The organism is Cupriavidus sp. NPDC089707 (assembly GCF_044748965.1).
GTDB lineage: Bacteria > Pseudomonadota > Gammaproteobacteria > Burkholderiales > Burkholderiaceae > Cupriavidus.
In genome coordinates, this window is the sequence record NZ_JBIVHB010000014.1 from 1 (window position 1) to 23359 (window position 23359).

Here is a 23359-nt window from a genome sequence, read left to right on the forward strand (position 1 = left end):
GCCATATCGAGATCCAGGTGTTCGCCGACACGCACGGCAACTGCGTCTACCTGTTCGAGCGCGACTGCTCGGTGCAGCGCCGGCACCAGAAGGTGCTGGAAGAGGCGCCCGCGCCGGGCATGACCGAAGCGCGCCGCCGCGCCATGGGCGAGGCCGCCGTGGCAGCAGCCAAGGCGGTGGGCTATGTCGGCGCCGGCACCGTCGAGTTCATCGCCAACCAGGACGGCTCCTTCTATTTCATGGAGATGAACACGCGCCTGCAGGTCGAACACCCGGTCACCGAGATGATCACCGGGCAGGACCTGGTCGAATGGCAGCTGCGCGTCGCCGCCGGCGAGCCGCTGCCGCTGACGCAGGACCAGTTGCGCATCGACGGCCACGCGCTGGAAGCGCGCATCTACGCCGAGAATCCCGACAAGCAGTTCCTGCCGTCCACCGGCACGCTGCGCTTCCTGCGCACGCCGCCGGCGGTGCAGTTCATGCGCGGCGATGGCGGCGATAGCGCCCATGGCCCGGCCGGCATCCGCATCGATGCCGGCGTGCGCGAGGGCGACACCATCAGCCCGTACTACGACCCGATGATCGCCAAGCTGATCGTCTGGGGCAAGGACCGCGACGAGGCGCTGGCGCGGATGCGGCAGGCGCTGGCGGCTTATCACGTGGTCGGCCTGTCGACCAATGTGGCCTTCCTGCAGCGGCTGGTGAAGTCGCAGGCGTTCCGCACTGCCGACCTCGACACCGGACTGATCGAGCGCAACGAGAAGACCCTGTTCCCGCAGGCTGAGCCGGTTGGCATCGACACCGTCGCGCTTGCCGTGGCCGCGCTGCTCGACCGCGAAACGCGCGAGCGCCGTATCGACGCCGCCGACCAGCATTCGCCGTGGACCCACGGCGGCGCCTGGCGGCTGAACAGCGGCGCATCGCGGCAGTTGCGCTTCGGCTATGGCGACCACGTGCTAGACGTGACGCTGCAGGTCAATGCGCGCGGCAGCACGCTGGCCTACGGTGGCCAGTCCGTGCCGTTCTCCGCGGAATGCAAGGCCGACGACATCCGCATCGACCTCGGCACGCGCCGCGTGCACGGGCACGTGCATGCGGAGGCGGACGACTTCCACATCTTCTCCGCGGGCCGCCAGGTGCTGCTGGGCTGGATCGATCCGCTGTCCCACGCCAGCGAAGCCGAAGGCGAGGGCGGCAAGCTGACCGCCCCGATGCCGGGCAAGGTCATCGCGGTGATGGTCGAGGCGGGCAGCACGGTCACGCGCGGCACGCCGCTGCTGGTGATGGAGGCGATGAAGATGGAGCACACCATCAGCGCGCCCGCCGACGGCGTGGTCAGTGAAGTGCTCTATGGGGTGGGCGAGCAGGTGACCGAAGGCGCGCAGCTGCTCGCGTTCGGTACCTGAAATACTGGCGGAGACGACACATGCATGCGGACAAGGTCAAGGTCGTTGAAGTCGGCCCGCGCGACGGACTCCAGAACGAAAAGAGTTTGATCCCCACCGAGACCAAGGTGGCGTTGATCGACCAGCTCACCGACGCGGGCTTTCCCAATATCGAAGTGGCATCGTTCGTCTCACCGAAGTGGGTGCCGCAGATGGCCGACGGTGCGCAGGTCATGGCTGCGATCAGGCGGCGGCCCGGCATCATCTACTCTGCGCTGACGCCGAACATCAAGGGCCTGGAAGGCGCGCTTGCAGCGGGCGCCGATGAGGTCGTGATCTTCGGCGCGGCCAGCGAGGCGTTCTCGCAGAAGAACATCAACTGCTCGATTGCCGAGTCAATGATGCGCTTCGAGCCCGTTGCCGCTGCCGCCAAAGCCAAGGGGGTACGGCTGCGCGCCAGCGTGTCCTGCGCCCTGGGTTGTCCTTACCAGGGCGAAGTGCCCATCGACGCCGTGGTCGACGTGGTGCGGCGCATGCGGGAACTGGGCTGCGACGAGATCGATATTGCGGACACCATCGGCGTAGGCACGCCGGACAAGGTAAAGGCCGTGATGCGTGCCGCGGCCACGGAATTCCCGCTGGCGCAGCTGTCCGGGCACTTCCACGACACGTATGGCCATGCCCTGGCCAACGTCGAGGCGAGCCTGGAAGCCGGGATCCGCATCTTCCATGCTTCCGTCGCCGGGCTTGGCGGTTGCCCGTATGCGAAAGGCGCGACCGGCAACGTGGCGACGGAGGCATTGCTGCAGCGGCTGGCGAGCCTGGGGATGGAGACGGGGGTTGATCTGGACAAGGTCATTGCCGCGGCCGGACTGATCTCCAGGGCCATCGGCAAACCTGTATTGCAGTAACGCAAGCGCCCTTCGATGCGGGGCGCTTGTCTCATATTGAGACACCGCCCGCATCATCCTGAGACAGCCTCGCCAAACCTGCCACACAACGCTTGATTTCGCCCCGGGGGCTCTCTTAAAGTACCTTTCCAGTTCGCGCCGCGACAACCGCAGCACAGGGCGGCGCGCATAGATGACCCGGCCGCAATGACGGCCGGGCGTGCCACCGGCATCGGCGCAAACCGCCCCCTCGCGGCACCGCGCGACGCCGACCACTGGAGACAAGACAATGCCCCCTGCACCGACAAGCCTGCTGTGCGATGCCAACGTCGCACGGCGGGAGTTCCTCGATGGCAAGGACGTGCCCGCCGGCGTCGTGTCCGATCTGATCGTGCGGTCGTGGCAGCGTGCCGCGCGCGCGGGCGTGCGCCCCGAGCAGCGCATGCTGTTTTCTGAGGTCATCACGCACAGCGAAGTCCGGCGCAGCGAAGCAGAGAACCGCACGCTGATCGAGCTGGCCGGCGCCGACATGGAGGTGCTGGCCGGCGCCTTTCCGTCGCAGCAGTGGATCGTGCTGTGCACCAATGCCGAAGGCGTGATCGTGTCCTCCCACGGGCGCCTGGGCGCGGGGCCGGGCGGGCCGTCGCCGCTGCAGCATGGCCGCCGCATCTGCGAGACCGGCATCGGCACCAATGCGCCCGGCTGCCTGCTGGCGGAGGGCGGCAGTGCCGTCGAAATCCGCCGCGGCGAGCATTTCCTGCACGAACTGGTCGACGTGGTCTGCGCGGCCGCGCCGATCTATGACTGCCATGACCGCCTGATCGGCGTGCTCGATCTCACCGGCTTCGGCGTCGACTTGCCGGCCTATGCGGTCAGCCATGTGCGCGCGGCGGCCACGTCGATCGGCAACCGCACCTTTGAGCGGCTGCCCGGCTGCTGCATCGTGCGCCTGCACCACGACCGCCGCATGCTGCATACGCCGGCGGAAGGCATCGTCGCGGTGTCCGCCGACGGCGTGATCGTGGCGGCAAACCATATCGCCCGCGACATGTTGCGGCTCGGCAGCGCCGAGATCGGCGCGATCGATATCGGCAGCGTCTTTGCCGAAGGCATGCATGGCCCCGGTGGTGCGGTGCAAAGCGTCGTGCGCACGGTCGCCGGCGGGCGCCTGCATGTCTCGGCGAGTGAAACCCAACGTCCGCGTTCCCGCGGCGCAGCGCCACGCACCGACACCGGTCCGCTGGCCGGGCACCTTATCGCCGATGCCACGCTGGCGCGCGCCTTCGACAAGGCCAGCATGGCGGTCGGCGCGCAGGTGCCGGTAATCCTGCTGGGCGAGACCGGCACCGGCAAGACCATGCTGGCCCGCGCGCTGCACGAGGCCAGCCGGCCGGACGGAAACTTTGTCTCGATCAACTGCTCGGCCATTCCCGAAGCACTCGCCGAAGCGGAATTGTTCGGCTATGCCGACGGCGCCTTCACCGGCAGCCGCCGCGGCGGCAGCGCGGGCAAGATCGAGCAGGCCAACCACGGCACGCTGTTCCTGGACGAGATCGGCGACATGCCGCTGGCACTGCAGACGCGGCTGCTGAGCGTGCTGCAGGAACGCTGCGTGACACGTGTCGGCGCGGCCAAGCCCATCCCGGTCGACCTGTCGGTGATCTGCGCCACGCACCGCAGCCTGCCGGAACTGGTGCGGCAGGGCGCCTTCCGCGAAGACCTGTATTTCCGCATCAACGGCATGTCGATCCGCGTTCCGGCGCTGCGCGACCGCACCGACCTGCCTGAGCTGATCACGGCAATGCTGCAGACGCTGGCGCGCGGCCGGCGCAAGGCGCTCGACGCCGACGTGATGGCGCTGCTGATGTCGCATCCCTGGCCGGGCAATGTGCGCGAGCTGCACCAGGTGCTGCGCACGGCGGTGGCGCTGTCGGGCCTCGGCGAGGAAATCCGGCGCGAGCATCTCGACGAAAGCTGGCTGGAGGCGGCAACGCGCGTGACCGTGGCGGACCTCCTGCCCGCTGCAGGCCAGCCGATGCTGCTGGCGCAGGCGCAGAACGAGCTGATCCAGCGCACCCTCGACGAGCTCGGCGGCAATCGCTCCGAAGCCGCGCGCGCACTCGGCATCTCGCGCGCGACGTTGTACCGAAAGATGGCTCGCGCCAAGATCCGTTAGAACGGTCCTTCCATCCCCCCAAATCGAACCCCCGCTGGCCCACGCCGTGGCAGCGGGGGTTTTTCATTGGCGGCTGTCTTAGCTGTATCGAGACATTGGATCAGATTGCGACACACAGCGCTGCGTCGCGACGACGTTGCCATGTGCAACTGGCGAAAAGACAAGCGCCGGTGCGCAATTTGTGCGGCAGGCACGCCGCTTGCGTTGCAGGGCCTCGCATACCAACCAGGGTTCGACCCAAGGATCAACATGAGGAGACAAGCGATGCACGGCAATGCAGGACTGCTGATCAACGGAAAAATCGTGCAGGGCAGCGCCACGCTCGACGTGATCAACCCCGCCACCGGCAAGGTGTTCACCACGGTATCGCGCGCCACCGAGCGCGAGGCTGCTGCCGCAGTCGCCGCCGCCAAGGCCGCGCAACCCGGCTGGGCCGCGCTGGAACTGCCGCAGCGTCGCGCGCTGCTGCTGCGCTTCGCCGACGAGCTGCACGGCAACGCCGAGGACCTGGCCGCCACGCTGGTGCTGGAGCAGGGCAAGCCGCTGGCCGAGGCGCGCCAGGAGCTGCAGTTCGCCGAAGCCTTCGTGCGCCATATAGCCGGGCTGGAGCTGCCGGTGGCGCTGGTGCAGGACGACGCCACCCACCGCATCGAGCTGCACCACAAGCCGCTGGGTGTGGTGGCCGCCATCGCGGCGTGGAATTTCCCGGTGCTGATCGCCGCCTACAAGCTTGCGCCGGCGCTGCTGATGGGCAATACCGTGGTGCTCAAGCCAGCGCCGACCACGCCGGTGGCAACGCTGCAGCTCGGCGCGATCCTGGCTGACCTGGTGCCGCCGGGCGTGGTCAACGTCATCACCGATGCCAATGACCTGGGCAGCTACCTGACCGCGCACCCCGACGTGGCCAAGGTCTCGTTCACGGGCTCGACTGCGACCGGCAAGAAGGTGATGGCAAGCGCCGGCCCGGGGCTGAAGCGCATCACGCTGGAACTGGGCGGCAACGACGCGGCTATCGTGCTCGACGATGCCGACGTGGCCGAGATCGCGCCGAAGATTTTCGGCAGCGCCTTCTACAACTGCGGGCAGGTATGCCTGGCGCTGAAGCGGCTGTACGTGCATGCCTCGGTCCATGACGCGCTGTGCGACGCGCTGGCCGATCTGGCCGGGCGCGCGGTGGTGGGCAATGGCGCGGAAGCCGGCGTCACGATGGGGCCGCTGCAGAACGCCATGCAGTACGACAAGGCCGGCCGCTTCCTGGCCAGCGCGCGGCGCGACGGCAAGATCCTGGCGGGCGGCGCCTTGCTCAAGGGCGATGGCTACTTCGTCGCCCCGACCATCGTGCGCGACCTGACCGACCAGAGCGAACTGGTGGCCGAGGAGCAGTTCGCGCCGATCCTGCCGGTGCTGAAGTTCGACAGCATCGACGAAGCCGTGGCGCGCGCCAACGGTACGCCGTACGGACTCGGTGGCTCGGTGTGGTCCAGCGACGAAGCGCGCGCCTATGAGGTGGCGTGGCGTCTCGACGTGGGCACGGCGTGGGTCAACCACCACCTGCATTTCGGCCCGCACATCCCGCTGGTGGGCGCCAAGGAGTCCGGCGTCGGCGTGGAATTCGGGCCGGAAGGGCTGGCCGAGTATGCGCAACTGAGCGTGATCAATATCGCGCGTGCGCAGGCCAGCTGACACAGAACGCCCGCCGCACGGCGGGCTACACAAGCAAGAAAGAACCGGAGGAGACATGCATCAAACCAGAACGGCCGGCGGCCGGGGACGGCGCTCGCCCGTACGCAGCGCTGCCGCGCAGGCGGCCGGCGTGGCATTGGCCCTGCTGCTCGGCGCATCGCCGACGCATGCCATTGACGTGGACGCGGGCGACTACACCGCATTGCCCGCGGGCACCAATCTCGGCCTGCTGTATTACCAGCATGCGCAGCGCGACCGCGTCTATGCCGGCGGCAACCGCGTGGCTGGCGGCGACCTGGATTCGGACGTAGGCATCGTGCGCTACGTGCGCTTCATGGAAGTCGGCGGCATCACCATCGACCCGCAGTTCCTGCTGCCGTTCGGCAAGCTGCGCGCCACCGACAACCTCAGCGCGCTGGGCAGTGCCAGCGGCATGGGCGACCTGATCCTGGCGTCGACGGTGTGGCTGGTGAACCAGCCCGACAGGAAGCGCTATTTCGGCATCACGCCGTTCCTGTTCGTGCCGACCGGGAGCTACGACCAGAACCGGCCGCTGAACCTGGGCGAACACCGCTGGAAATTTGCGTTGCAGGCGGGCTATATCACGCCGCTGGCCGACAAGGTCACGCTCGACCTGGTGGCCGACGTCACCGTGTTCGGCAACAACAGCAAGTTCGGCCCGAACTCCGCCACGCTCAGGCAAGACGCGCTGGTGCAGGGGCAGGGCTGGCTGCGCTACCACTTCACCGAACGCTTCGATGTGCGCGGGGGGCTGTCGTATGCCTTCGGCGGCGAGACCTCGGTCAACGGCGAATCGCGCGACGACCGCACCAATACGTCAAAGTTCTCGGTCGGCTTCGCCTGGTTCCCGGCCGCCACGTTCCAGGTCCTCGGCACCTTCGGCCGCGATATCTCGGTACGCAACGGGCCGATGGAAAACCTGCGCGTCAACCTGCGCCTGTTGAAGGTGTTCTGACACCCCACACCGAAAACGAAGACAGAGGAGACCAAGATGCATAGCAACAAGCTACGCCTGTTAGTGAGCGTGATGGCCGCCGCCAGCGTGGCGCTGCCGGCGCCAATGGCATTCGGCGCCGACGCCAACGCCAACGCCGCCGCCCGCCCGGCAAAGGCGCACAAGCCGGCCAACGCCGCCGCGCGCGTCGACGGCGCCGCCATCCGCGCCAACGAGGCGGGCACGCCCAACTGGCCCAGCTACGGCCTGGATTACGCCGAGACCCGCTTCAGCAAGCTCGAGCAGGTCAACGCGGGCAATGTCAAGGACCTGGGGCTGGCGTGGTCCTACGACCTGGAGTCGACGCGCGGCGTGGAAGCGACGCCGCTGGTGGTCGACGGCGTGATGTACGTCTCCGCGCCGTGGAGCGTGGTGCATGCCATCGACGCGCGCACCGGCAAGCGCCTGTGGACCTATGACCCGCAGGTGCCGCGCGACCAGGCCTACAAGGGCTGCTGCGACGTGGTCAACCGCGGCGTGGCGCTGCACAAGGGCAAGGTCTTCGTCGGTGCGTTCGACGGCCGGCTGGTGGCGATCGACGCCGCCACCGGCAAGAAAGTCTGGGAGCAGGACACCATCGTCGACCGCAGCAAGTCCTACACCATCACCGGCGCGCCGCGCGTCTACAAGGGCAAGGTGATCATCGGCAACGGCGGCGCGGAGTACGGCGTGCGCGGCTATATCACCGCCTACGATGCCGAGACCGGCAAGCAGCAATGGCGCTGGTACACGGTGCCGGGCGACCCCGCCAGGCCCTTCGAGAACGAAGCCATGGCAAAGGCCGCGGCCACCTGGGATCCCAGCGGCAAGTACTGGGTCAACGGCGGCGGCGGCACGGTGTGGAACACCATGGCGTTCGACCCCGACCTGAACCTGATGTACATCGGCACCGGCAACGCCGGCCCGTGGAGCCGCAAGCTGCGCAGCCCGAAGGGCGGCGACAACCTCTACGTGGCCTCCGTGGTGGCGCTGAACCCCGACACCGGCGAATACGTCTGGCACTACCAGGAAACCCCGGGCGACAACTGGGACTACACCTCGACGCAGGACATCATCCTGGCCGACCTGAAGATCGACGGCCAGCCGCGCAAGGTGATCCTGCACGCGCCCAAGAACGGCTTCTTCTTCGTGATCGACCGCACCAACGGCAAGTTCATCTCGGCGAAGAATTTTGTCGACGTCAACTGGGCCTCGGGCTATGACAAGGACGGCCGGCCGATCGAGACGCCGCAGTCGGACACCTCGGGCAAGCCGGCGGATATCGTGCCGGGGCCGTTCGGCGCGCACAACTGGCATTCGATGTCGTTCCACCCGAAGCTGGGGCTGGCCTATATCCCGGCGCAGCACGTGCCGCTGACGCTGGCCGACAACAAGGAGTGGGTCCACAACCAGAAGGACTCGCCCGAGGCGCATCGGGGCGTGGGCTGGAACCTGGGCATGCTGGTCAATGCCGAGCCGCCCAAGAGCAAGCCGATGGGGCGGCTGATCGCCTGGGACCCGCTGGCGCAGAAGGCGGTATGGCAACAGGACCATGCCGGACCGTGGAACGGCGGCACGCTCGCGACCGCCGGCAACCTGGTGTTCCAGGGCACGGCGGACGGGCGGCTGGTGGCGTATCACGCCGGCACCGGCGAGAAGCTGTGGCAGGCGCCGACCGGCTCAGGCGTGGTGGCGGCGCCGGTGACCTACCTGCTCGACGGCAAGCAGTATGTCTCGGTGGCGGTGGGCTGGGGCGGCGTGTATGGCCTGAGCCAGCGCGGCAGCGACAGGCAGGCGCCGGGGCGGGTCTACACCTTTGTCCTCGGCGGCAAGAAGCCGATGCCCGAGTCGGCGCCTTACGCGATGGCGCCGCTGCTGAGCGGGGTGAAGTACGACCCGGCCAAGGTCGCCGACGGGCAGAAGCTCTATGTCAACAACTGCGTTTTCTGCCATGGCGTGCCCGGCGTCGACAAGGGCGGCAATATCCCCAACCTGGCTTATGTCGGCGCGCCGATGATCGAGCACCTCGACAAGATCCTGTTCAACGGGCCGTTCGTGCAGAAGGGCATGCCGGACTTTACCGGCAAGCTGACGGCCGAGGACGTGGTCAAGATCCAGGCGTTCATCCAGGGCACCGCCGACGCGGTGCGGCCTAAGAAGCCCTGATGGGAGCGCGCGCGGGCGGTCTGGCCCGCGCGCTTCATGCACGCAAAAGTGGCTGTTCGCCAAATCGGAATTGTTTGGTACCGCGAATCGCGAGGAAATACCGTTTGGACAATTTGAGCCGTGGTGAGCAGTGCAATGAAAATCCAATCAACGGAGACCGTGACGGAGGGTGGCGCTGGCGGCGCCCTCGACAACCTCGCCCTCGACAACCCCGCCCTCGAAAGCATCGGTGTCCGCATCACGCAGTGGCGCCCCGATTACGTGGAGCTGGAACTGCCGGTCACGTCCAGCATGCTGAACCGCAGCCGCGTGGTCCATGGCGGCACGATCTGCACGCTGCTGGACGCGGCCACCGGCTATGCCGGCCTGTTCTCGGCGCCGGGCGAGGCGGCGCGGCATGCGGTGACGCTGTCGCTGACTTCCAACTTCCTGAGCAACGGCACGGGCAGCGTGCTGACGGCCAGGGGCACTGTTGACCGGCGCGGGCGCTCGATCTTCTTCTCGCGTGCGGAGGTCTGGCTTGACCAAGAGCTGCTGGTGGCGACGGGCGTTGCCACGATGAAGTACCTGAAGTAAGCGAAGGGGCATTCGTCCCCTTTTCCCTTCGGAAGCGCACGCTCGTCCACGCGATCCCTGCCTCCGGTGCCCCGCGCACCACTGTGAGAAACCGAAATTCGCTAGATTGCGTTTCTTGAAAAATCAATGACTTAACAGCTAATTCCGTCGCCGCTCGGCCGTCTCGTCTAGTCTGCTGCGGCCGTGATAGAACGGCCGTTTTCGCGCCGTGGTGATCGGCGCTTCACGGCCTACTTGCCGCTGCGCTTGCCGCCGATGCCGACCTTGCCGCGCCCGACCTTGCGATGCGGCACACACGGGCGCAGCCTCTTCCTGGAGCTAGCCGTCAACGTGACGTGCTCCGCAGGGTAGCGGGTCGTCCTGTGCAGCGCGGCCTGATAGGCGGGATGGCCCGGATCTATGCGCTTGATAGCTGACATGACTGGCACCTCCTCAGAGGATTCTAGTCCGAAACGGCACGGCGATTCCCGACCCCGCTGAGACGTTCGTTGCGTCCTCCGTCGAACGGCAGGTCCGGGGGTGCAACGACCGTTGCTTGCAGCCGGTCAATCCCGTGCTCAATTTCGGCGGTGAGACAGTTCGCAAGGATCAGAGTAGCGATTTCGATTTCTGCGCCGATTGTCAACGAATTTGGCGCTGATATTCTTACATTTGCTTGCGAAGAAATGCTGCATCGCGATAGGCACCAAAACCTTCAAAACCACCTAAAGTGCGAACTGAGGCCCCGTCCTGTGACGTCGGTAACGACTGCATGACAAGGTGAGCTATTGGATGTGGCAGCGGGGGTGTCGGGCATTCTCGGGCAGAAGGAACATGAGCCGATCTGCGCAAGCGTTGCTTGAGTATCACGAACGCAGCAAGCACCGCGTCAACCGCTACGCTCCAGGCCCCGGATGGCTCGACTGGGCAACCCAGCCAGATCCGTTCCGCGCGTTCCAGGGCTCACCGCGGATTGCCCTGCCACTGGCCGCAGACACCTTGCCCACACGCTACAACGCGTTGCGCTGCGGCGCCCTGCCGCTCGCGCAGGGCTTCAGCCTTCATACCCTCGCAATCCTGTTTGAGCTTTCGCTCGGCTTGTCAGCATGGAAAGCCTTTGGTGCTCAGCGGTGGGCACTGCGCTGCAATCCCTCGAGCGGCAATCTGCATCCGACCGAGGGCTATCTTCTTTGTCCTGCCCTGCCTGATCTGCCGGGCGGGGTCTACCATTACCTGAGCCGCGACCACGTCCTTGAACAGCGGGCTGCATTGGATGATCCGCGATGGACTGAGGCGTTCCCGGGCGGCGGTATCCTGGTTGGCATCAGCTCGATCCATTGGCGCGAGGCATGGAAATACGGAATGCGCGCCTGGCGCTACTGCCAGCATGACTGCGGCCATGCCATTGCCGCAGTCAGTTACGCGGCAGCGGCTCTCGGATGGCAGACGCGGCTGCTCGAGACTGCAGCGGATGATGCCTTGGCCGCATTGCTTGGATTGGATCGCAGCGACGATTTCGGAGCGGCCGAGCGGGAGGTGCCGGATGTCGTGCTATGGATCGGCAATGCGGAAAAACGGCCTGACCTGGAGCGCCTGTGGTCCGCTCTCGATAAGGCGCACTGGTACGGCTACGCAAACCCGCTAAGCGCGGGACACGTAAGTTGGCCGGATATCGATTCGGTCGATCGTGCCACGCGCAAGTCTCTGACTGGCACACCGACCCCGCTGAATCCGGAGCCGCCACTGCGGCCTGCGGCGCCCGCCTTCGACCTGAGCTTTGCCCGGATCGCCCGGCAGCGCCGCAGCGCCACAAGCTTCGATGGCACGGCGCACATTACCGCTACCGCCTTCTTTACAATGCTGGCAAGCCTGCTGGCGCGTCGCGACACGCCACCGTGGAACGTGCTGATGTCTCCTGCTGCGGTGCATCTGGCGCTATTGGTTCACCGCGTGGACGGACTGGAGCCGGGCCTGTACGTGCTGGTGAGAAACTCCGGGGCGCTGCATGGACTCAAGCAGGCTATGCGCCCGGAATGGCTGTGGCAGAGAATCGGACCGGACCATCTGCCACTCTATCTTCTGCTGCCGTACGATTTACGCGCAGTGGCAAAACTGATCTGTTGCCACCAGGATATCGCCGCCGATTCCTACTTCGCGTTGGGCATGCTCGCAAACTTCGAAATCGCCCTGAAGCAGCCATGGCGTTATCGGCATCTTCTCTGGGAATGTGGCATTCTCGGCCAGGCACTTTATCTTGAAGCCGAAGCCACCGGAGAGCGCGCCACGGGGATCGGCTGCTTTTTCGACGATGAAATGCATGCCATGCTCGGCATCAAGGATCACACATGGCAGAGCCTGTATCACTTTACCGTTGGCTGCGCCATGGTCGATCAACGCTTGTCGACGCTTGCACCGTATGAGGTTCAGGCTTGACCCGGAAGTGCTGTTCCGGGAAGACTCCGCCAATCCATCAGCTTTCGGACTCCGCTGGGCAAGGACACCGCAATCCAGGCTTCGGAACTCGCAGTCTCGGTCGCGGCTGCTCAACCAAAGGGCGCCGGTGAACCGGAACCGTCAGGTCCTGGCAAGCGTCACGGGATTGCACGCCAGTCCGGCTAATTCCGGATTTCCAGTCCAGCAAAAGCGCACGTAGTCCGGCCAATTCCGTTTTCCTACACCATCCCTGGCGTCCTTCGCACGCCTACCTCTTGCGTTCGCCTCGATACTGTATAAATATACAGTTATCGTAAATATTCTATGTCCTCGCTTCCCGCGAGCGACCCCGACTTCACATGCCTGCGCAATCGTACGCAGCCCCGCCCATGGCGGCGGTGGGCCTTCCTTTCCCTGCGCCGACGCCGGCCAGGCCCGCAGCCCCGGCAGCCCACGCCACGCGGCAGCAGGCGCTGTCGGCGCTCGAGCAGCGCTATCCAGGCCTGTGGCGCGCCGGCCAGCTGGGCCGCGCCGGCAGCGCCGCAGTGTGCCCGACCGGGTACGACGCGCTCTCGGCCGAACTGCCCGGCGGCGGCTGGCCGGCGGGCGGACTGACTGAACTGCTGACCACGCAGGGCGGCGCGGGCGAACTGCGCCTGCTGCTGCCGGCGCTGCGCGTGCTGGCCGGGGCGGGGCGCCGCATCGCGCTGGTGGCGCCGCCTTGCCTGCCCAATGCGATGGGCCTGGCCGCGGCCGGCCTGCCGGCGCGCCAGCTGTACTGGCTGCGCCCGTCTGCCGGCGCGGCCAAAGGCGCACAGCAGGCCGACATGCTGTGGGCGGCCGAACAGGTGCTGCGCAGCCAGGCCTTCGGCGGCGTGCTGGTGTGGCTGCCCACGGCCCGGCCCGAGGCGCTGCGCCGGCTGCAGGTGCTGGCGCAGGCCGGCGACGCGGTGGTGTGGGCGCTGCGCCCGGCCGCGGCGCTGCGCGAATCGTCGCCGGCGGTGCTGCGCCTGCTGCTGGCGCCGCAACCCGGCAATGCGCTGTCGATCACCTTCCACAAGCGGCGCGGGCCGGTGCGCGATACGCCGTTGCTGCTGCGCCTGGGCGAAATGGAGGCAGCCACGCGCACGGCCGCCTGGCCCGTGCCCGCCGGCGCCCCGGCTGGCGCGCCTTCCGTTGTGTCTTCGTCTTCTCAGTCTTCTCCCGATGCCGTACTGGATCGCGGTGCACCTGCCGCGCCTGCCCCTGGACGCACTGCAGCCCAACTGGCCTGAGCCGGTTGCCTCCAGCCCATCCTCCGCCACCGGCACGCTGCACCATGCGCTGCCGGTGGCGGTGATGGCGCAGGAGCAGGTGGTGCTGGCCAATGGTCCCGCGATGCAGCTGGGCGTGCGCTACGGCATGCGCCGCGGCGGCGTGCAGGCGCTGTCGGCGGACATTGTGCAGCTGGAACGCGACCCGGTTGCGGAAGCGGCGCTGATGGAAACGGTGGCGCTGGCGCTGCTGCGCTTCACGCCGGCCGTGACGTTCGACGAGGAGCTGGAATCGGCCACGTTGATGCTCGACGTCACCGCCAGCCTGCGTCTCTTTGGCGGCCACCGCGCGCTGTGCCGCGCCGTGCGCGCCTGCGTGCGCCAGCTCGGCACCATTGCGCAGGTGGGCAGCGGGCCGACCGCGCACGGCGCCGCCTGGCTGGCGCGCCAGCCGCTGCGGCGCAGCCGCCGCGGCGTGGTGCGGCCCGCGCGCCGGGCGGTGGGCATGGCGCGGCTGCACCGGCTGCTCGACCGCCTGCCGGTCGAGGCGCTGCACACGCTGGCCGACCCGGCCTGGCTCGACGGCATCGGCTGCCGCACGCTGGGCGAGGTGCGGCGCCTGCCGCGCGCCGGCCTGACCCGGCGGCTGGGCCCCGCGCTGCTGGCGCGGCTGGACCAGGCCTATGGCGAGGCCCCGGCGCGCTTTGCCTGGTACGCGGCGCCGCCCACGTTCGCGCAGCGCATGGACCTGCCCGGGCGCATCGAATCCGCCGAAGGCGTGCTGGCCGGCGCGCAGCGCCTGCTGCTGGCGCTGGCCGGCTGGCTGGCGCTGCTGCAGGCCGGCGTCACGCGCTGCGTGCTGGTGCTGGAGCATGAGCGCTACCGGCGCGGCGTCGATACCGAAGGAACTCCGGTCGCGCTCGGCCTGGCCCAGCCCAGCCGCGATCCCGCGCACCTGTCGCGGCTGCTGCGCGAGAAGCTCGACAAGCTCAACTTCCACGCCCCGGTCACCGGCCTGGCGCTGCGCGTGGAAGCGATGCAGGCCTGCGTGCCGCAAAGCGATGCGCTGTTCCCCGAACCCGGCGGCACGCCGGAAGACCTGGGCCGCCTGCTCGATACGCTGATGGCGCGGCTGGGCCGCGACAACGTGCTGCAGCCGCGGCCGCTGGCCGACCACCGGCCCGAGCGCGCCAACCGCTGGGTGCCAGTTGACGAGCCGCAGCCCGGCGGCAAGGCCGCCGCCATGGCAGGCCCGCTGCCGGAGCGCCCGCTGTGGCTATTGCCGCAACCGTTGCCGCTGCCGGTGCAGCAGCACCGCCCCAGCCACGGCGGCCCGCTGGCGCTGCTGAGCAGGCCCGAGCGCATCGAGGCCGGCTGGTGGGACGGCGCGCTGGCCACGCGCGATTACTTCATCGCCGAGCGCGCCGACGGCCTGCGCTGCTGGATCTATCGCGAACGCCCCGGCCACGGCGCGGACGAGGGCAGCGAGTACCGCTGGTTTCTGCACGGGTTGTTCGCATGACGCCGGCGATCCCTTCGCTGCCGGGCCTGCTGCCTGCGCTGCCCGACTACGTGGAGCTGCACTGCATCTCCAACTTCACCTTCCTCACCGGCGCCTCGCACCCGGGCGAACTGATCGAACGCGCCTTCGGCCTGGGCTACCGCGGGCTGGCGCTGACCGATGAGTGCTCGGTGGCCGGCACCGCGCGCGCCCATGATGCGATCCAGACGCTGCGCAAGCGCCTGCACGACGCGGTGGCACGCAGCGCGGCGCGGGGCGCGGAGGCAGACATCGACGAGCCGCTGCTTGATCCCGAAGGCGACACCGATGCCGACGAGGACGACCCCGCCGCGCACGCCAGCCGCCACCAGCGGCTGCAGGCGCTGGCCGCTGCTGCCGACAGCTTCGCGCTGCTGATCGGCAGCCGCTTCAGCCTGCCTCCAGCCGATGGCGCCGATCGCCCGCCGCTGCGGCTGGTGCTGGTCGCCCAGCACCGCGACGGTTTCGGCAACCTGTCCGAACTGATCACGCTGGGCCGCCGCCGCGCGCAGAAGGGCAGCTACCGGCTGCATCCCGAAGATATCGCCACGCCCACCGGCGACGAAGCCCACCTGCGCGGCATGCCGGGCTGCCTGGCGCTGCTGCTGCCGGACTATTGCGCCGATCCCGGGCTGTTGCGCGAACAGGCGCAGTGGTGCCGCGGCGTCTTCGGCGAGCGCGCGTGGATCGCACTGGAACTGCTGCAAGGCCATGCCGACGGCTTGCACCGCGCGCGCCTGGAAGCCGTGTCGGCGCAGACCGGTGTGCCGCTGGCCGCCGCCGGCGCGGTCACCATGCACGTGCGCTCGCGCAAGCCGCTGTCCGACGTGATGACCGCGATCAGGCTCGGTCAGCCGCTGGCCGAATGCGGCATGGCGCTGGCACCCAATGCCGAGCAGCACCTGCGCATGCGGCAGGTGCTGTCGCGCCTGTACCCGCGCGAGGCGCTGGCGCAGACGCTGAAGATTGCCGCGCAGTGCGATTTCTCGCTGGGCATGCTGCGTTATGAATATCCGGAGGAACTGGTGCCGACGGGCTTCACGCCGATCTCTTACCTGCGCGCCGAAGTGGAGCGTGGCAAGGCCGAACGTTTTCCGAATGGCCTGAAGCCGGAATGGGAAAAGCAGCTGGAGGAAGAGCTGCAGCTGATCGAGGAAAAGCAGTACGAACCGTTCTTCCTCACCGTGCACGACATCGTGCGCTTTGCGCGCGCCAACGGCATCCTGTGCCAGGGCCGCGGCTCGGCCGCCAACTCGCTGGTGTGCTTCTGCCTGTATGTGACCGAGGTCAGCCCCGAGCAGGCCAACCTGCTGTTCGGCCGCTTCCTGTCGCGCGAACGCGATGAGCCGCCCGACATCGATGTCGACTTCGAGCACCAGCGGCGCGAAGAGGTGATCCAGTACATCTACCAGAAGTACGGCCGCCACCGTGCCGCGCTGGCGGCGTCGCTGATCACCTACCGTTCGCGCAGCGCGTTGCGCGACGTGGGCCGCGCGCTGGGCATCGACGCGAGCGTGGTCGAGCAGGTAGTCAAGGGCCAGGCCTGGTGGGACGGCCCGGGCTTCGTGGAGAAGATCGCGCGCTACGGGCTCGATCCCGACTCGCCGGCGGTGCAGCAGTGGGCCAGCCTGACCGCGCAGCTGCGCGGCTTTCCGCGCCACTTGTCGCAGCACGTGGGCGGCTTCGTGATCGCGCGCCACAAGCTGTCGCGGCTGGTGCCGATCGAGAACGCGGCCATGGCGGACCGCAGCGTGATCCAGTGGGACAAGGATGACCTGGAATCGCTTGGCCTGCTCAAGGTCGATGTACTGGCGCTGGGCATGCTGTCGGCGATCCGGCGTGCGCTGGAGATGATTCCCAACCCTGACAAGGCGCGTGTGGGATTGCCTGCGCGCATGGAAGACATCCCCAAGGAAGATCCGGACACCTACGACATGATCTGCAAGGCCGACACCATCGGCGTGTTCCAGATCGAATCTCGCGCGCAGCAGTCGATGCTGCCGCGGCTGCAGCCGCGCGCGTATTACGACCTGGTGGTGGAAGTTGCAATCGTCCGCCCCGGCCCAATCCAGGGCGGCATGGTCCACCCTTACCTGAAGCGGCGCGAGGCGTTCCGCCTGACGAAGAAGCCGCCGGTTTACTTCAACGCCGTGATCGAGAAGGTGCTGGGCCGCACGCTGGGCGTGCCGATCTTCCAGGAGCAGGTGATGCAGCTGGCCATCGACGCGGCCGGTTTTTCGCCGGGGCAGGCCGACCAGTTGCGGCGCTCGATGGCCGCGTGGCGGCGGCGCGGCGACTTGCGCCAGCACCAGGACGCGCTGGTGCGCGCGCTGACCGGCAACGGCTATCCGGAATCGTTCGCGCTGGCGATCTGCAAGCAGATCGAGGGGTTTGGCGAATACGGTTTTCCGGAGAGCCATGCGGCCAGTTTTGCCAAGCTGGTGTATGTCAGCTCCTGGCTCAAATGCCACCATCCGTCGGCCTTCTTGTGCGCGCTGCTGAACAGCCAGCCGATGGGGTTCTATTCGCCGTCGCAACTGGTGCAGGATGCGCAGCGGCATGATGTGGTGGTATTGCCGGTGGACGTCACGCTGAGCCGGTTGGAAAGCACGCTGGAGCAGGTGGAGGCCGATGCGCCTCCGCGTGTGCGTCTCGGCCTGAGCCGCGTCAAGGGCATGCGCGAGGAGGCCGCGCTGCGCATCGAGGAGGCGCGTGCGCAGCGTGCGTTCGACAGCGTGGAAGACCTGGCGCTGCGTGCCGCGCTGGATCGGCATGATATCGACGTGCTGGCCGCTGCAGACGCGTTGGCGCCGCTTGCGGGCCATCGTCGGCAGGCGCGCTGGCAGGCACGCGCGGCGGCCGAGCACGCGGCGCACCGCGATCTTTTGTACGAGGCGCCGCCGGCAGAAGATGCGCTCGTACTGCCTGCGCCGCGGCTGGGAGAGGATGTGACGGCGGACTACGCCAGCCTCGGGCTCTCGCTCAAGTCGCATCCGCTGGCGTTGTTGCGGGACAGGTTGAAGGCGATGCGGTTTGCTACCGCCAGTCAGCTGCAGCGCTGTGGCAATGGGCGGCGGGTGAGGGCTTGCGGGATTGTCACGGTGCGACAGCGGCCTTCTACGGCAAGCGGGACGATTTTTGCGACGATTGAGGATGAGACTGGTACGGTCAATCTGATCTTATGGCCGGATCTGGTGGAGAGGCAGAGGAAGGAGGTGTTGGGGGCTACGTTGCTGGGGGTGGTGGGGACCTGGCAGCGGCAGGGGGAGGTGCGGCACCTTGTGGCCAAGGAACTCGTGGATCTTAGTCCGTTGCTGGGGAGGTTGATGGTGGGGAGTCGGGATTTTCATTGAGTTTTTTTGTGTGGGGTGCTGCAGCTGGGCATCTGGTGGGTATTTGATATGCCCGGGTTTCGCCCCTGAAGGGGCGAGTCACTTTTGCCCGAGCGGCAAAAGTAACCAAAAGCGCGTTTTTTTGTCCTGGGCGGACGGCCACTTTTATCGTAGTGTGCTGGGGCTTTCGTACGGGGCTTCGCTTCCTCACAAGGCCGCGCTGCCTGCCGCCGTGGTGCGCCACGATGGCTGGGATTGACGCGGTTCTTGAACGAGCCCGGAGCTGTGGGTGGCCCCTGCTGCTGGCGGTGTGGTATGAACGCCTTCGGCTGCGCTGCGCGCAGGCAGTATCTCAGCTTGTTTGCTCCCCTCTCCCGCATGCGGGAGAGGGGCCGGGGGAGAGGGCCAGAGTCTCCACGAAGTAGGATCCTCCCATCGCACACCCCGGCTGAATCAACGTCGCAAGCTCTCGCTAGACGAGCGCTTGCAGCCGATCAGCGCTCTTGTCGATCTGTTGCTTGAGCGGCAATAGCAACGCATGCAGGCCGATACTCCCGGCACAGGTATCGCTCTGCAAATCGAGCAAAGTCAGGACGGATTCAAATCCAGCGCTGACCCGCAGCAGGTCATCGCTAGCCTGGAGAATGTGCTCCTCAATCGTGACAGATTTAACGGATGGCGGCGGTACGGTACCGGCGAGCCGGCGGGCGAGAGCGCGGTCGGCCTTCGATCGGCTACTCGCAAGCTCTGCTTGGTCTTGGGTGAGGGTTGGCTCTTGTGGAGCCCGGTTGGTGCTTTGCATGGCAACCTCCGAGTTAGGAATGGAGGCTCGCCGTCCGCTGCTAATCGGGTGGGCGAGCACAGGGCAGGGTTAGCAGACCGGAACACTCGGAAGCCGGCGAGCCCGAAGGCTCCCCCACCAGGGCTCGCCCATTGCGCAAAGGGCGTGCGAAGGCATACCAAAGAAGGCCGCATACGCAACCGTCTTTGATGAGTGTTCGGCAGGCTGCTAAACCTGGTCGCCGTTGTCTGGGCGACGAACCATTCTCAAACACCCGCACTTAACCGGTCAACGAGGCTGACCGATCGGAAACGAATTTTGACACACGTAGGCCATTTGGGCATTTCTACGGCTGCAGTTCGCACGCGGGCTGGGTGGAAGCCCAGCGTCTAATGGTTCTTGGTGGTCTAACGTTGAGCGACGTACGGTGTGAAGGTTCTCACTTCGTGGAGGCTCCGGCCCTCACCCCCGCCCCTCCCGCACGCGGGAGAGGGAGCAAAAACAAGCGGTCGGAACAGGCTGTTGGGTTCGCGGCCGATAGCGCCAAGCGAGCGTAGCGACGCGTTCCGGGCCAGGGCCAGCGACCTGAGATGCTGCCGGCGCGCAGCGCAGCCGAAGGCGTTCCTACATTGCCGCCAGCAGCAGGGGCCAATCACAGCTCCGGACTCGTTCAATCACCGCGTCAATCCCTGCCACCGTGGCGCACCACGGCGGCAGGCAGCCCGGCTTTGTGAGGAAGCAAAGCCCCGTACGAAACCCCAGGCACGCTACGATAAAAGTGGCCGTCCGCCCAGGACCGTAAACGCGCTTTTGGTTACTTATGCCGCTCGGGCAAAAGTGACTCGCCCCTTCAGGGGCGAAACCCGGGCATATCAATACCTGCCAGATGCCAAGCCGCAGGAACAGCAATCAAAAAACCAAATCCATCCAACCATCGTGCCGGCCGGATTCAGTCCAGCAATTTGTCGGGTGTCAGCGGCAGTTCGCGCACACGCCGTCCGGTCGCGTGGTACACCGCATTGGCAATGGCGGCGGCGACACCCACAATGCCGATTTCACCAATGCCCTTGGTGCCCAGCGCATTGATGTGCGGATCGTGCCCGTCCAGCATGTCGACCTCGATCTCGCCCACGTCGGCGCTGACCGGCACATGGTATTCGGCAAGGTTGGCATTGGCCACGCGGCCGGTGGCGAGGTCCAGGTCGCTTTTCTCATGCAGCGCCATGCCGATGCCCCAGACGATGCCGCCCACCAGCTGGCTATGCGCGGTCTTGCGGTTCAGCACGCGGCCCACGTCGTAGCAGCCGACCACGCGATGCACGCGGACCTCACCCAGTTCAGGATCGACCTGCACCTCGGCAAAGACCGCGCCGAAGGCATGCATCGAGTATTGCTTGCGCTCGTCGCCCGGCCTGGCGCTGGCGTGGGCCTCGACAGGCCGGCCGCCGGCGCGCGAGATGGCGGCCCTGACCGGCTCGCGGCGCGGCGGGTCGCTGCGCAGCTGCAGCCAGCCGTCCACGACCTCCACCTCATCCGGGCGCGCGCCGGACAGTGGCGAGGCCGTGTCGGCCACGGCCAGTGCCACCAGCTTGTCGCGTGCGGCAGAAGCGGCCTGCTGCACCGCCGGCGCGACGCTGGCTGCCGATTGCGATCCGCCCGAGACCGGCGCCTCCGGGAAATCCGTATCGCCCAGTTCAAAGCGCACGCGCTCCGGCGGCAGGCCGAGCGCGTCGGCAGCCACCTGTGTCATCACGGTATAGGTGCCGGTGCCCAGGTCTTGCGTGCCGCTGCGCACCAGCGCGGTCCCGTCCGGCAGGATGCGCGCCATGGCGCTCGCGCCCGAACGGTTGGCAGGGTAGGTGGCGGAGGCCATCCCCAGGCCCACCAGCTTGCCGCCGGCCTGCATCGAACGCGGCTTCGGATCGCGGCGGGACCAGTCAAAGCGCTCGGCCGCCACGCGATAGCATTCGCGCAGCGATTTGCTGGAGAAGGGCTTCTGCTTGTGCGGATCGGCATCGGCGTGGTTGCGCAGGCGCAACTCGATCGGATCGATGCCGAGCCGATCAGCCAGCTCATCAAGCGCGCACTCCAGCGCAAAGCTCCCCGGCGCCTCGCCTGGCGCGCGCATGAAGGTCATGGTGCCGATCTGCAGCCGTGCCACCCGGTGGCTGGTTTGCAGGTTGGGGCATGCGTAGAGCGAGCGCGTCAGCACAGCGCAAGTCTCGAGCCATTCCTCGAGTTGCGCGCTGCCGATGACGACGTCATGCCGCATCGCCTGCAGGCGGCCATCGCCGCCGGCAGCGGCGAGCACGCGCTGTTCGGTGACGGGCCGCGCGCCCACCGGCCCGAACATCTGCACGCGCTCGACCACCAGCTTGACCGGCCTGCCTGCCGCGCGCGCCGCCATGGCCGCCAGCACCACGTGCGACCACATTGAACCCTTGCAGCCAAAGCCGCCGCCGACGAAGGGGCAGCGCACGCGTACCTTGCCGGCCGCGATGCCGAGCGTGGCCGCTACCGCCTTGCGCACGCCGGTGACGTACTGGGTCGAGTCGTACAGCGTCAAGTTGTCGCCGTCCCAGGCGGCGATGGTGGCGTGCGGCTCCATCGGGTTGTGGTGTTCCATCGGCGTGGTGTAAACCTCGTCGACCGTCGTGCCCGCTGAATGCAGCGCGGTGTCGACATCGCCGCGATGGCTGTCGGCCTCGCCGGCGTCTTCGCCCTGCGGCTTGCCGGCGTGCACGCGCGCCTGCGCGAAGTCCAGCACGGCCGGCTGCTCGCGGTAGCGGACCACCAGCCGCGCCGCCGCATCGCGTGCCTGTTCCAGCGTATCGGCCACGACCACGGCGATGGGCTGGTTGTTGTAGTGCACCGCGGTGTCCTGCAGCAGCGTCATCACGTGGCCGGCGGTCGGCGTATCGGCCCCGGCCTTGCCACCCTTGGGCAGGAGCGGTGCGTTGAAAGGTGTCATGACCAGCCGCACGCCGGGCAACTGCTCGCTCGCGGCGCTGTGGATCGATTCCACCTTGCCATGCGGGATGGTGCTGGTGACCATCACCGCATGGACCAGTCCCGGCAGCACATGGTCGGCAGTGTAGCGTGCACGGCCGGTGACCTTGAGCACGCCGTCGGTGCGGTCGATGGGGGCCCCGGTAACGCTCATTGCCATGCTCCTTCAAGCGCCTTGCGCGCGGGCCGCCACCTGCAGCGCGCGCACCACGGCGCGTTGCGCCAGCACGATCTTGAAGGCGTTGTGCTCATAAGGCCGGGCGCCATCGAGCAGCAGGCGGGCGGCTTCTGCCGCGCTGTGCGCGCTCAGCGGCCGGCCGGTCAGCGCCTGCTCGGCGGCGGGCACGCGCCAGGGCTTGTGCGCCACGCCGCCCAGCGCCAGCCGCGCGCTGCGCACGGTAGGGCCGGAAAATTCTAGCGCCGCGGCCACCGAGACCAGCGCGAAGGCGAAACTGGCCCGGTCGCGCACCTTCAGGTAGTGCGCATGGGCGGCGTAGGGCGAGGGCGGCAGCTCCAGCGCCACCACCAGTTCGCCCGGCGCCAGCGTTGTGTCGATCTCGGGCTTGTCTTCCGGCAAGCGATGGAAGTCGGCGATCCGGATGCGGCGCTCGCCGCCGGGCGCACGCACGACGATGACGGCCTCGAGCGCGGCCAGCGCCACGCACATGTCGGACGGATGCACGGCGATGCAATGCTCGCTGGCGCCAAGAATCGCATGCATGCGGTTGATGCCGTGGAGCGCACCGCAGCCCGAGCCGGGCTTGCGCTTGTTGCAGGCAGGAAAGCCCGTGTCGTAGAAGTAGTGGCAGCGCGTGCGTTGCAGCAGGTTGCCACCGACGGTCGCCATATTGCGCAGCTGCCCGGAGGCGCCGGACAGCAGCGCCTGCGTCAGCAGCGGATAACGTTCGCGCACCAGGCGCTGGTTGGCCGCGTCGGTGTTGCTAAGCATCGCGCCGATGCGCAGGCCGCCGTCTGGCAGCGCCTCGACCTGCGCCAGCGGCAGGCGGCTCACGTCGACCAGCTGCTGCGGCGCTTCGACGCCTGCCTTGACCAGGTCGATCAGGTTGGTGCCGCCGCCGACATAGCGCGCGCCCGGCTGGCTGCCCAACTGCAGCGCTTCATCGATGGTGTCGGGCCGCGCATAGGAAAAGGGCTGCATGCT

15 protein-coding genes are annotated in these 23359 nt (G+C 67.5%); 11 read left to right on the forward strand and 4 right to left on the reverse strand.

Translation table 11 applies throughout. The annotated features are described in order from the left end of the window. The 7 genes from ACIP1U_RS21145 to ACIP1U_RS21175 form a co-directional block, all read left to right on the forward strand. Positions 1-1406, forward strand: a 1406-nt coding sequence (locus ACIP1U_RS21145) for a biotin/lipoyl-containing protein (protein WP_400318882.1), incomplete at its 5' end; no start/stop codon positions are given. Between the two features lie 20 nt (positions 1407-1426). Continuing rightward, positions 1427-2296 (forward strand): hydroxymethylglutaryl-CoA lyase, encoded by an 870-nt coding sequence (locus ACIP1U_RS21150; protein WP_400318885.1) that lies wholly within the window; start codon positions 1427-1429, stop codon positions 2294-2296. A gap of 268 nt (positions 2297-2564) precedes the next feature. Then, positions 2565-4451, forward strand: a complete 1887-nt coding sequence (locus ACIP1U_RS21155) for a sigma-54-dependent Fis family transcriptional regulator (RefSeq protein ID WP_400318887.1) — start codon at positions 2565-2567, stop codon at positions 4449-4451. 264 nt (positions 4452-4715) lie between these two features. Further along, positions 4716-6134 (forward strand): aldehyde dehydrogenase family protein, encoded by a 1419-nt coding sequence (locus ACIP1U_RS21160; RefSeq protein ID WP_400318890.1) that lies wholly within the window; start codon positions 4716-4718, stop codon positions 6132-6134. A 55-nt stretch (positions 6135-6189) separates the two neighbouring features. Further along, complete coding sequence (locus ACIP1U_RS21165) at positions 6190-7110, forward strand: transporter (protein WP_400318892.1); 921 nt, start codon at positions 6190-6192, stop codon at positions 7108-7110. Positions 7111-7146: 36 nt separating this feature from the next. Next, positions 7147-9294, forward strand: coding sequence for a PQQ-dependent dehydrogenase, methanol/ethanol family (locus ACIP1U_RS21170; RefSeq protein WP_400318895.1), 2148 nt, complete (start codon positions 7147-7149; stop codon positions 9292-9294). A 135-nt stretch (positions 9295-9429) separates the two neighbouring features. Continuing rightward, positions 9430-9870, forward strand: a complete 441-nt coding sequence (locus ACIP1U_RS21175; protein ID WP_400318898.1) for a PaaI family thioesterase — start codon at positions 9430-9432, stop codon at positions 9868-9870. A 230-nt stretch (positions 9871-10100) separates the two neighbouring features. Here the strand turns inward: ACIP1U_RS21175 and ACIP1U_RS21180 are convergent, their stop codons facing one another. Next, positions 10101-10289, reverse strand: coding sequence for a hypothetical protein (locus ACIP1U_RS21180; protein ID WP_209808200.1), 189 nt, complete (start codon positions 10287-10289; stop codon positions 10101-10103). Between the two features lie 394 nt (positions 10290-10683). On the opposite strand from ACIP1U_RS21180, the gene ACIP1U_RS21185 reads away from it, so the two are divergent. From ACIP1U_RS21185 to ACIP1U_RS21200, 4 genes are all read left to right on the forward strand, one after another. Then, positions 10684-12282 carry a SagB/ThcOx family dehydrogenase gene (locus tag ACIP1U_RS21185; protein ID WP_400318901.1) on the forward strand — a complete coding sequence of 533 codons (1599 nt, stop codon included), beginning with the start codon at positions 10684-10686 and terminating at the stop codon, positions 12280-12282. A 359-nt stretch (positions 12283-12641) separates the two neighbouring features. Further along, complete coding sequence (gene imuA, locus ACIP1U_RS21190) at positions 12642-13556, forward strand: translesion DNA synthesis-associated protein ImuA (RefSeq protein ID WP_400318904.1); 915 nt, start codon at positions 12642-12644, stop codon at positions 13554-13556. Continuing rightward, positions 13489-15057 (forward strand): Y-family DNA polymerase, encoded by a 1569-nt coding sequence (locus tag ACIP1U_RS21195; RefSeq protein ID WP_400318907.1) that lies wholly within the window; start codon positions 13489-13491, stop codon positions 15055-15057. The genes imuA and ACIP1U_RS21195 overlap by 68 nt, the downstream gene beginning before the upstream one ends. Further along, positions 15054-18428, forward strand: a complete 3375-nt coding sequence (locus ACIP1U_RS21200; protein WP_400318910.1) for an error-prone DNA polymerase — start codon at positions 15054-15056, stop codon at positions 18426-18428. The genes ACIP1U_RS21195 and ACIP1U_RS21200 overlap by 4 nt, the downstream gene beginning before the upstream one ends. 451 nt (positions 18429-18879) lie before the next feature. On the opposite strand, the gene ACIP1U_RS21205 is transcribed toward ACIP1U_RS21200, so the two are convergent. The 3 genes from ACIP1U_RS21205 to ACIP1U_RS21215 all read right to left on the reverse strand — a co-directional run bounded on the left by ACIP1U_RS21205 (position 18880) and on the right by ACIP1U_RS21215 (position 23356). Then, the gene (locus tag ACIP1U_RS21205; RefSeq protein WP_400318913.1) at positions 18880-19209 is read right to left on the reverse strand and encodes a DUF1484 family protein; all 330 of its coding nucleotides are present in this window, start codon (positions 19207-19209) and stop codon (positions 18880-18882) included. 928 nt (positions 19210-20137) lie between these two features. Beyond that, on the reverse strand, positions 20138-22351 hold the full coding sequence (locus ACIP1U_RS21210) for a xanthine dehydrogenase family protein molybdopterin-binding subunit (protein WP_400318916.1): 2214 nt from the start codon (positions 22349-22351) through the stop codon (positions 20138-20140). A gap of 12 nt (positions 22352-22363) precedes the next feature. Further along, complete coding sequence (locus tag ACIP1U_RS21215; protein ID WP_400318919.1) at positions 22364-23356, reverse strand: FAD binding domain-containing protein; 993 nt, start codon at positions 23354-23356, stop codon at positions 22364-22366. Positions 23357-23359: the final 3 nt, after the last annotated feature.

Bases quoted from the DNA above. Each gene is read 5' to 3' on its own strand.
- ACIP1U_RS21180 (WP_209808200.1), bottom strand. From the start codon at position 10,289: ATGTCAGCTATCAAGCGCATAGATCCGGGCCATCCCGCCTATCAGGCC.
- ACIP1U_RS21215 (WP_400318919.1), bottom strand. From the start codon at position 23,356: ATGCAGCCCTTTTCCTATGCGCGGCCCGACACCATCGATGAAGCGCTG.
- ACIP1U_RS21165 (WP_400318892.1), top strand. From the start codon at position 6,190: ATGCATCAAACCAGAACGGCCGGCGGCCGGGGACGGCGCTCGCCCGTA.
- ACIP1U_RS21195 (WP_400318907.1), top strand. From the start codon at position 13,489: ATGCCGTACTGGATCGCGGTGCACCTGCCGCGCCTGCCCCTGGACGCA.
- ACIP1U_RS21205 (WP_400318913.1), bottom strand. From the start codon at position 19,209: ATGCAAAGCACCAACCGGGCTCCACAAGAGCCAACCCTCACCCAAGAC.
- imuA (WP_400318904.1), top strand. From the start codon at position 12,642: ATGCCTGCGCAATCGTACGCAGCCCCGCCCATGGCGGCGGTGGGCCTT.
- ACIP1U_RS21210 (WP_400318916.1), bottom strand. From the start codon at position 22,351: ATGAGCGTTACCGGGGCCCCCATCGACCGCACCGACGGCGTGCTCAAG.
- ACIP1U_RS21185 (WP_400318901.1), top strand. From the start codon at position 10,684: ATGAGCCGATCTGCGCAAGCGTTGCTTGAGTATCACGAACGCAGCAAG.
- ACIP1U_RS21155 (WP_400318887.1), top strand. From the start codon at position 2,565: ATGCCCCCTGCACCGACAAGCCTGCTGTGCGATGCCAACGTCGCACGG.
- ACIP1U_RS21200 (WP_400318910.1), top strand. From the start codon at position 15,054: ATGACGCCGGCGATCCCTTCGCTGCCGGGCCTGCTGCCTGCGCTGCCC.
- ACIP1U_RS21160 (WP_400318890.1), top strand. From the start codon at position 4,716: ATGCACGGCAATGCAGGACTGCTGATCAACGGAAAAATCGTGCAGGGC.
- ACIP1U_RS21170 (WP_400318895.1), top strand. From the start codon at position 7,147: ATGCATAGCAACAAGCTACGCCTGTTAGTGAGCGTGATGGCCGCCGCC.
- ACIP1U_RS21175 (WP_400318898.1), top strand. From the start codon at position 9,430: ATGAAAATCCAATCAACGGAGACCGTGACGGAGGGTGGCGCTGGCGGC.
- ACIP1U_RS21150 (WP_400318885.1), top strand. From the start codon at position 1,427: ATGCATGCGGACAAGGTCAAGGTCGTTGAAGTCGGCCCGCGCGACGGA.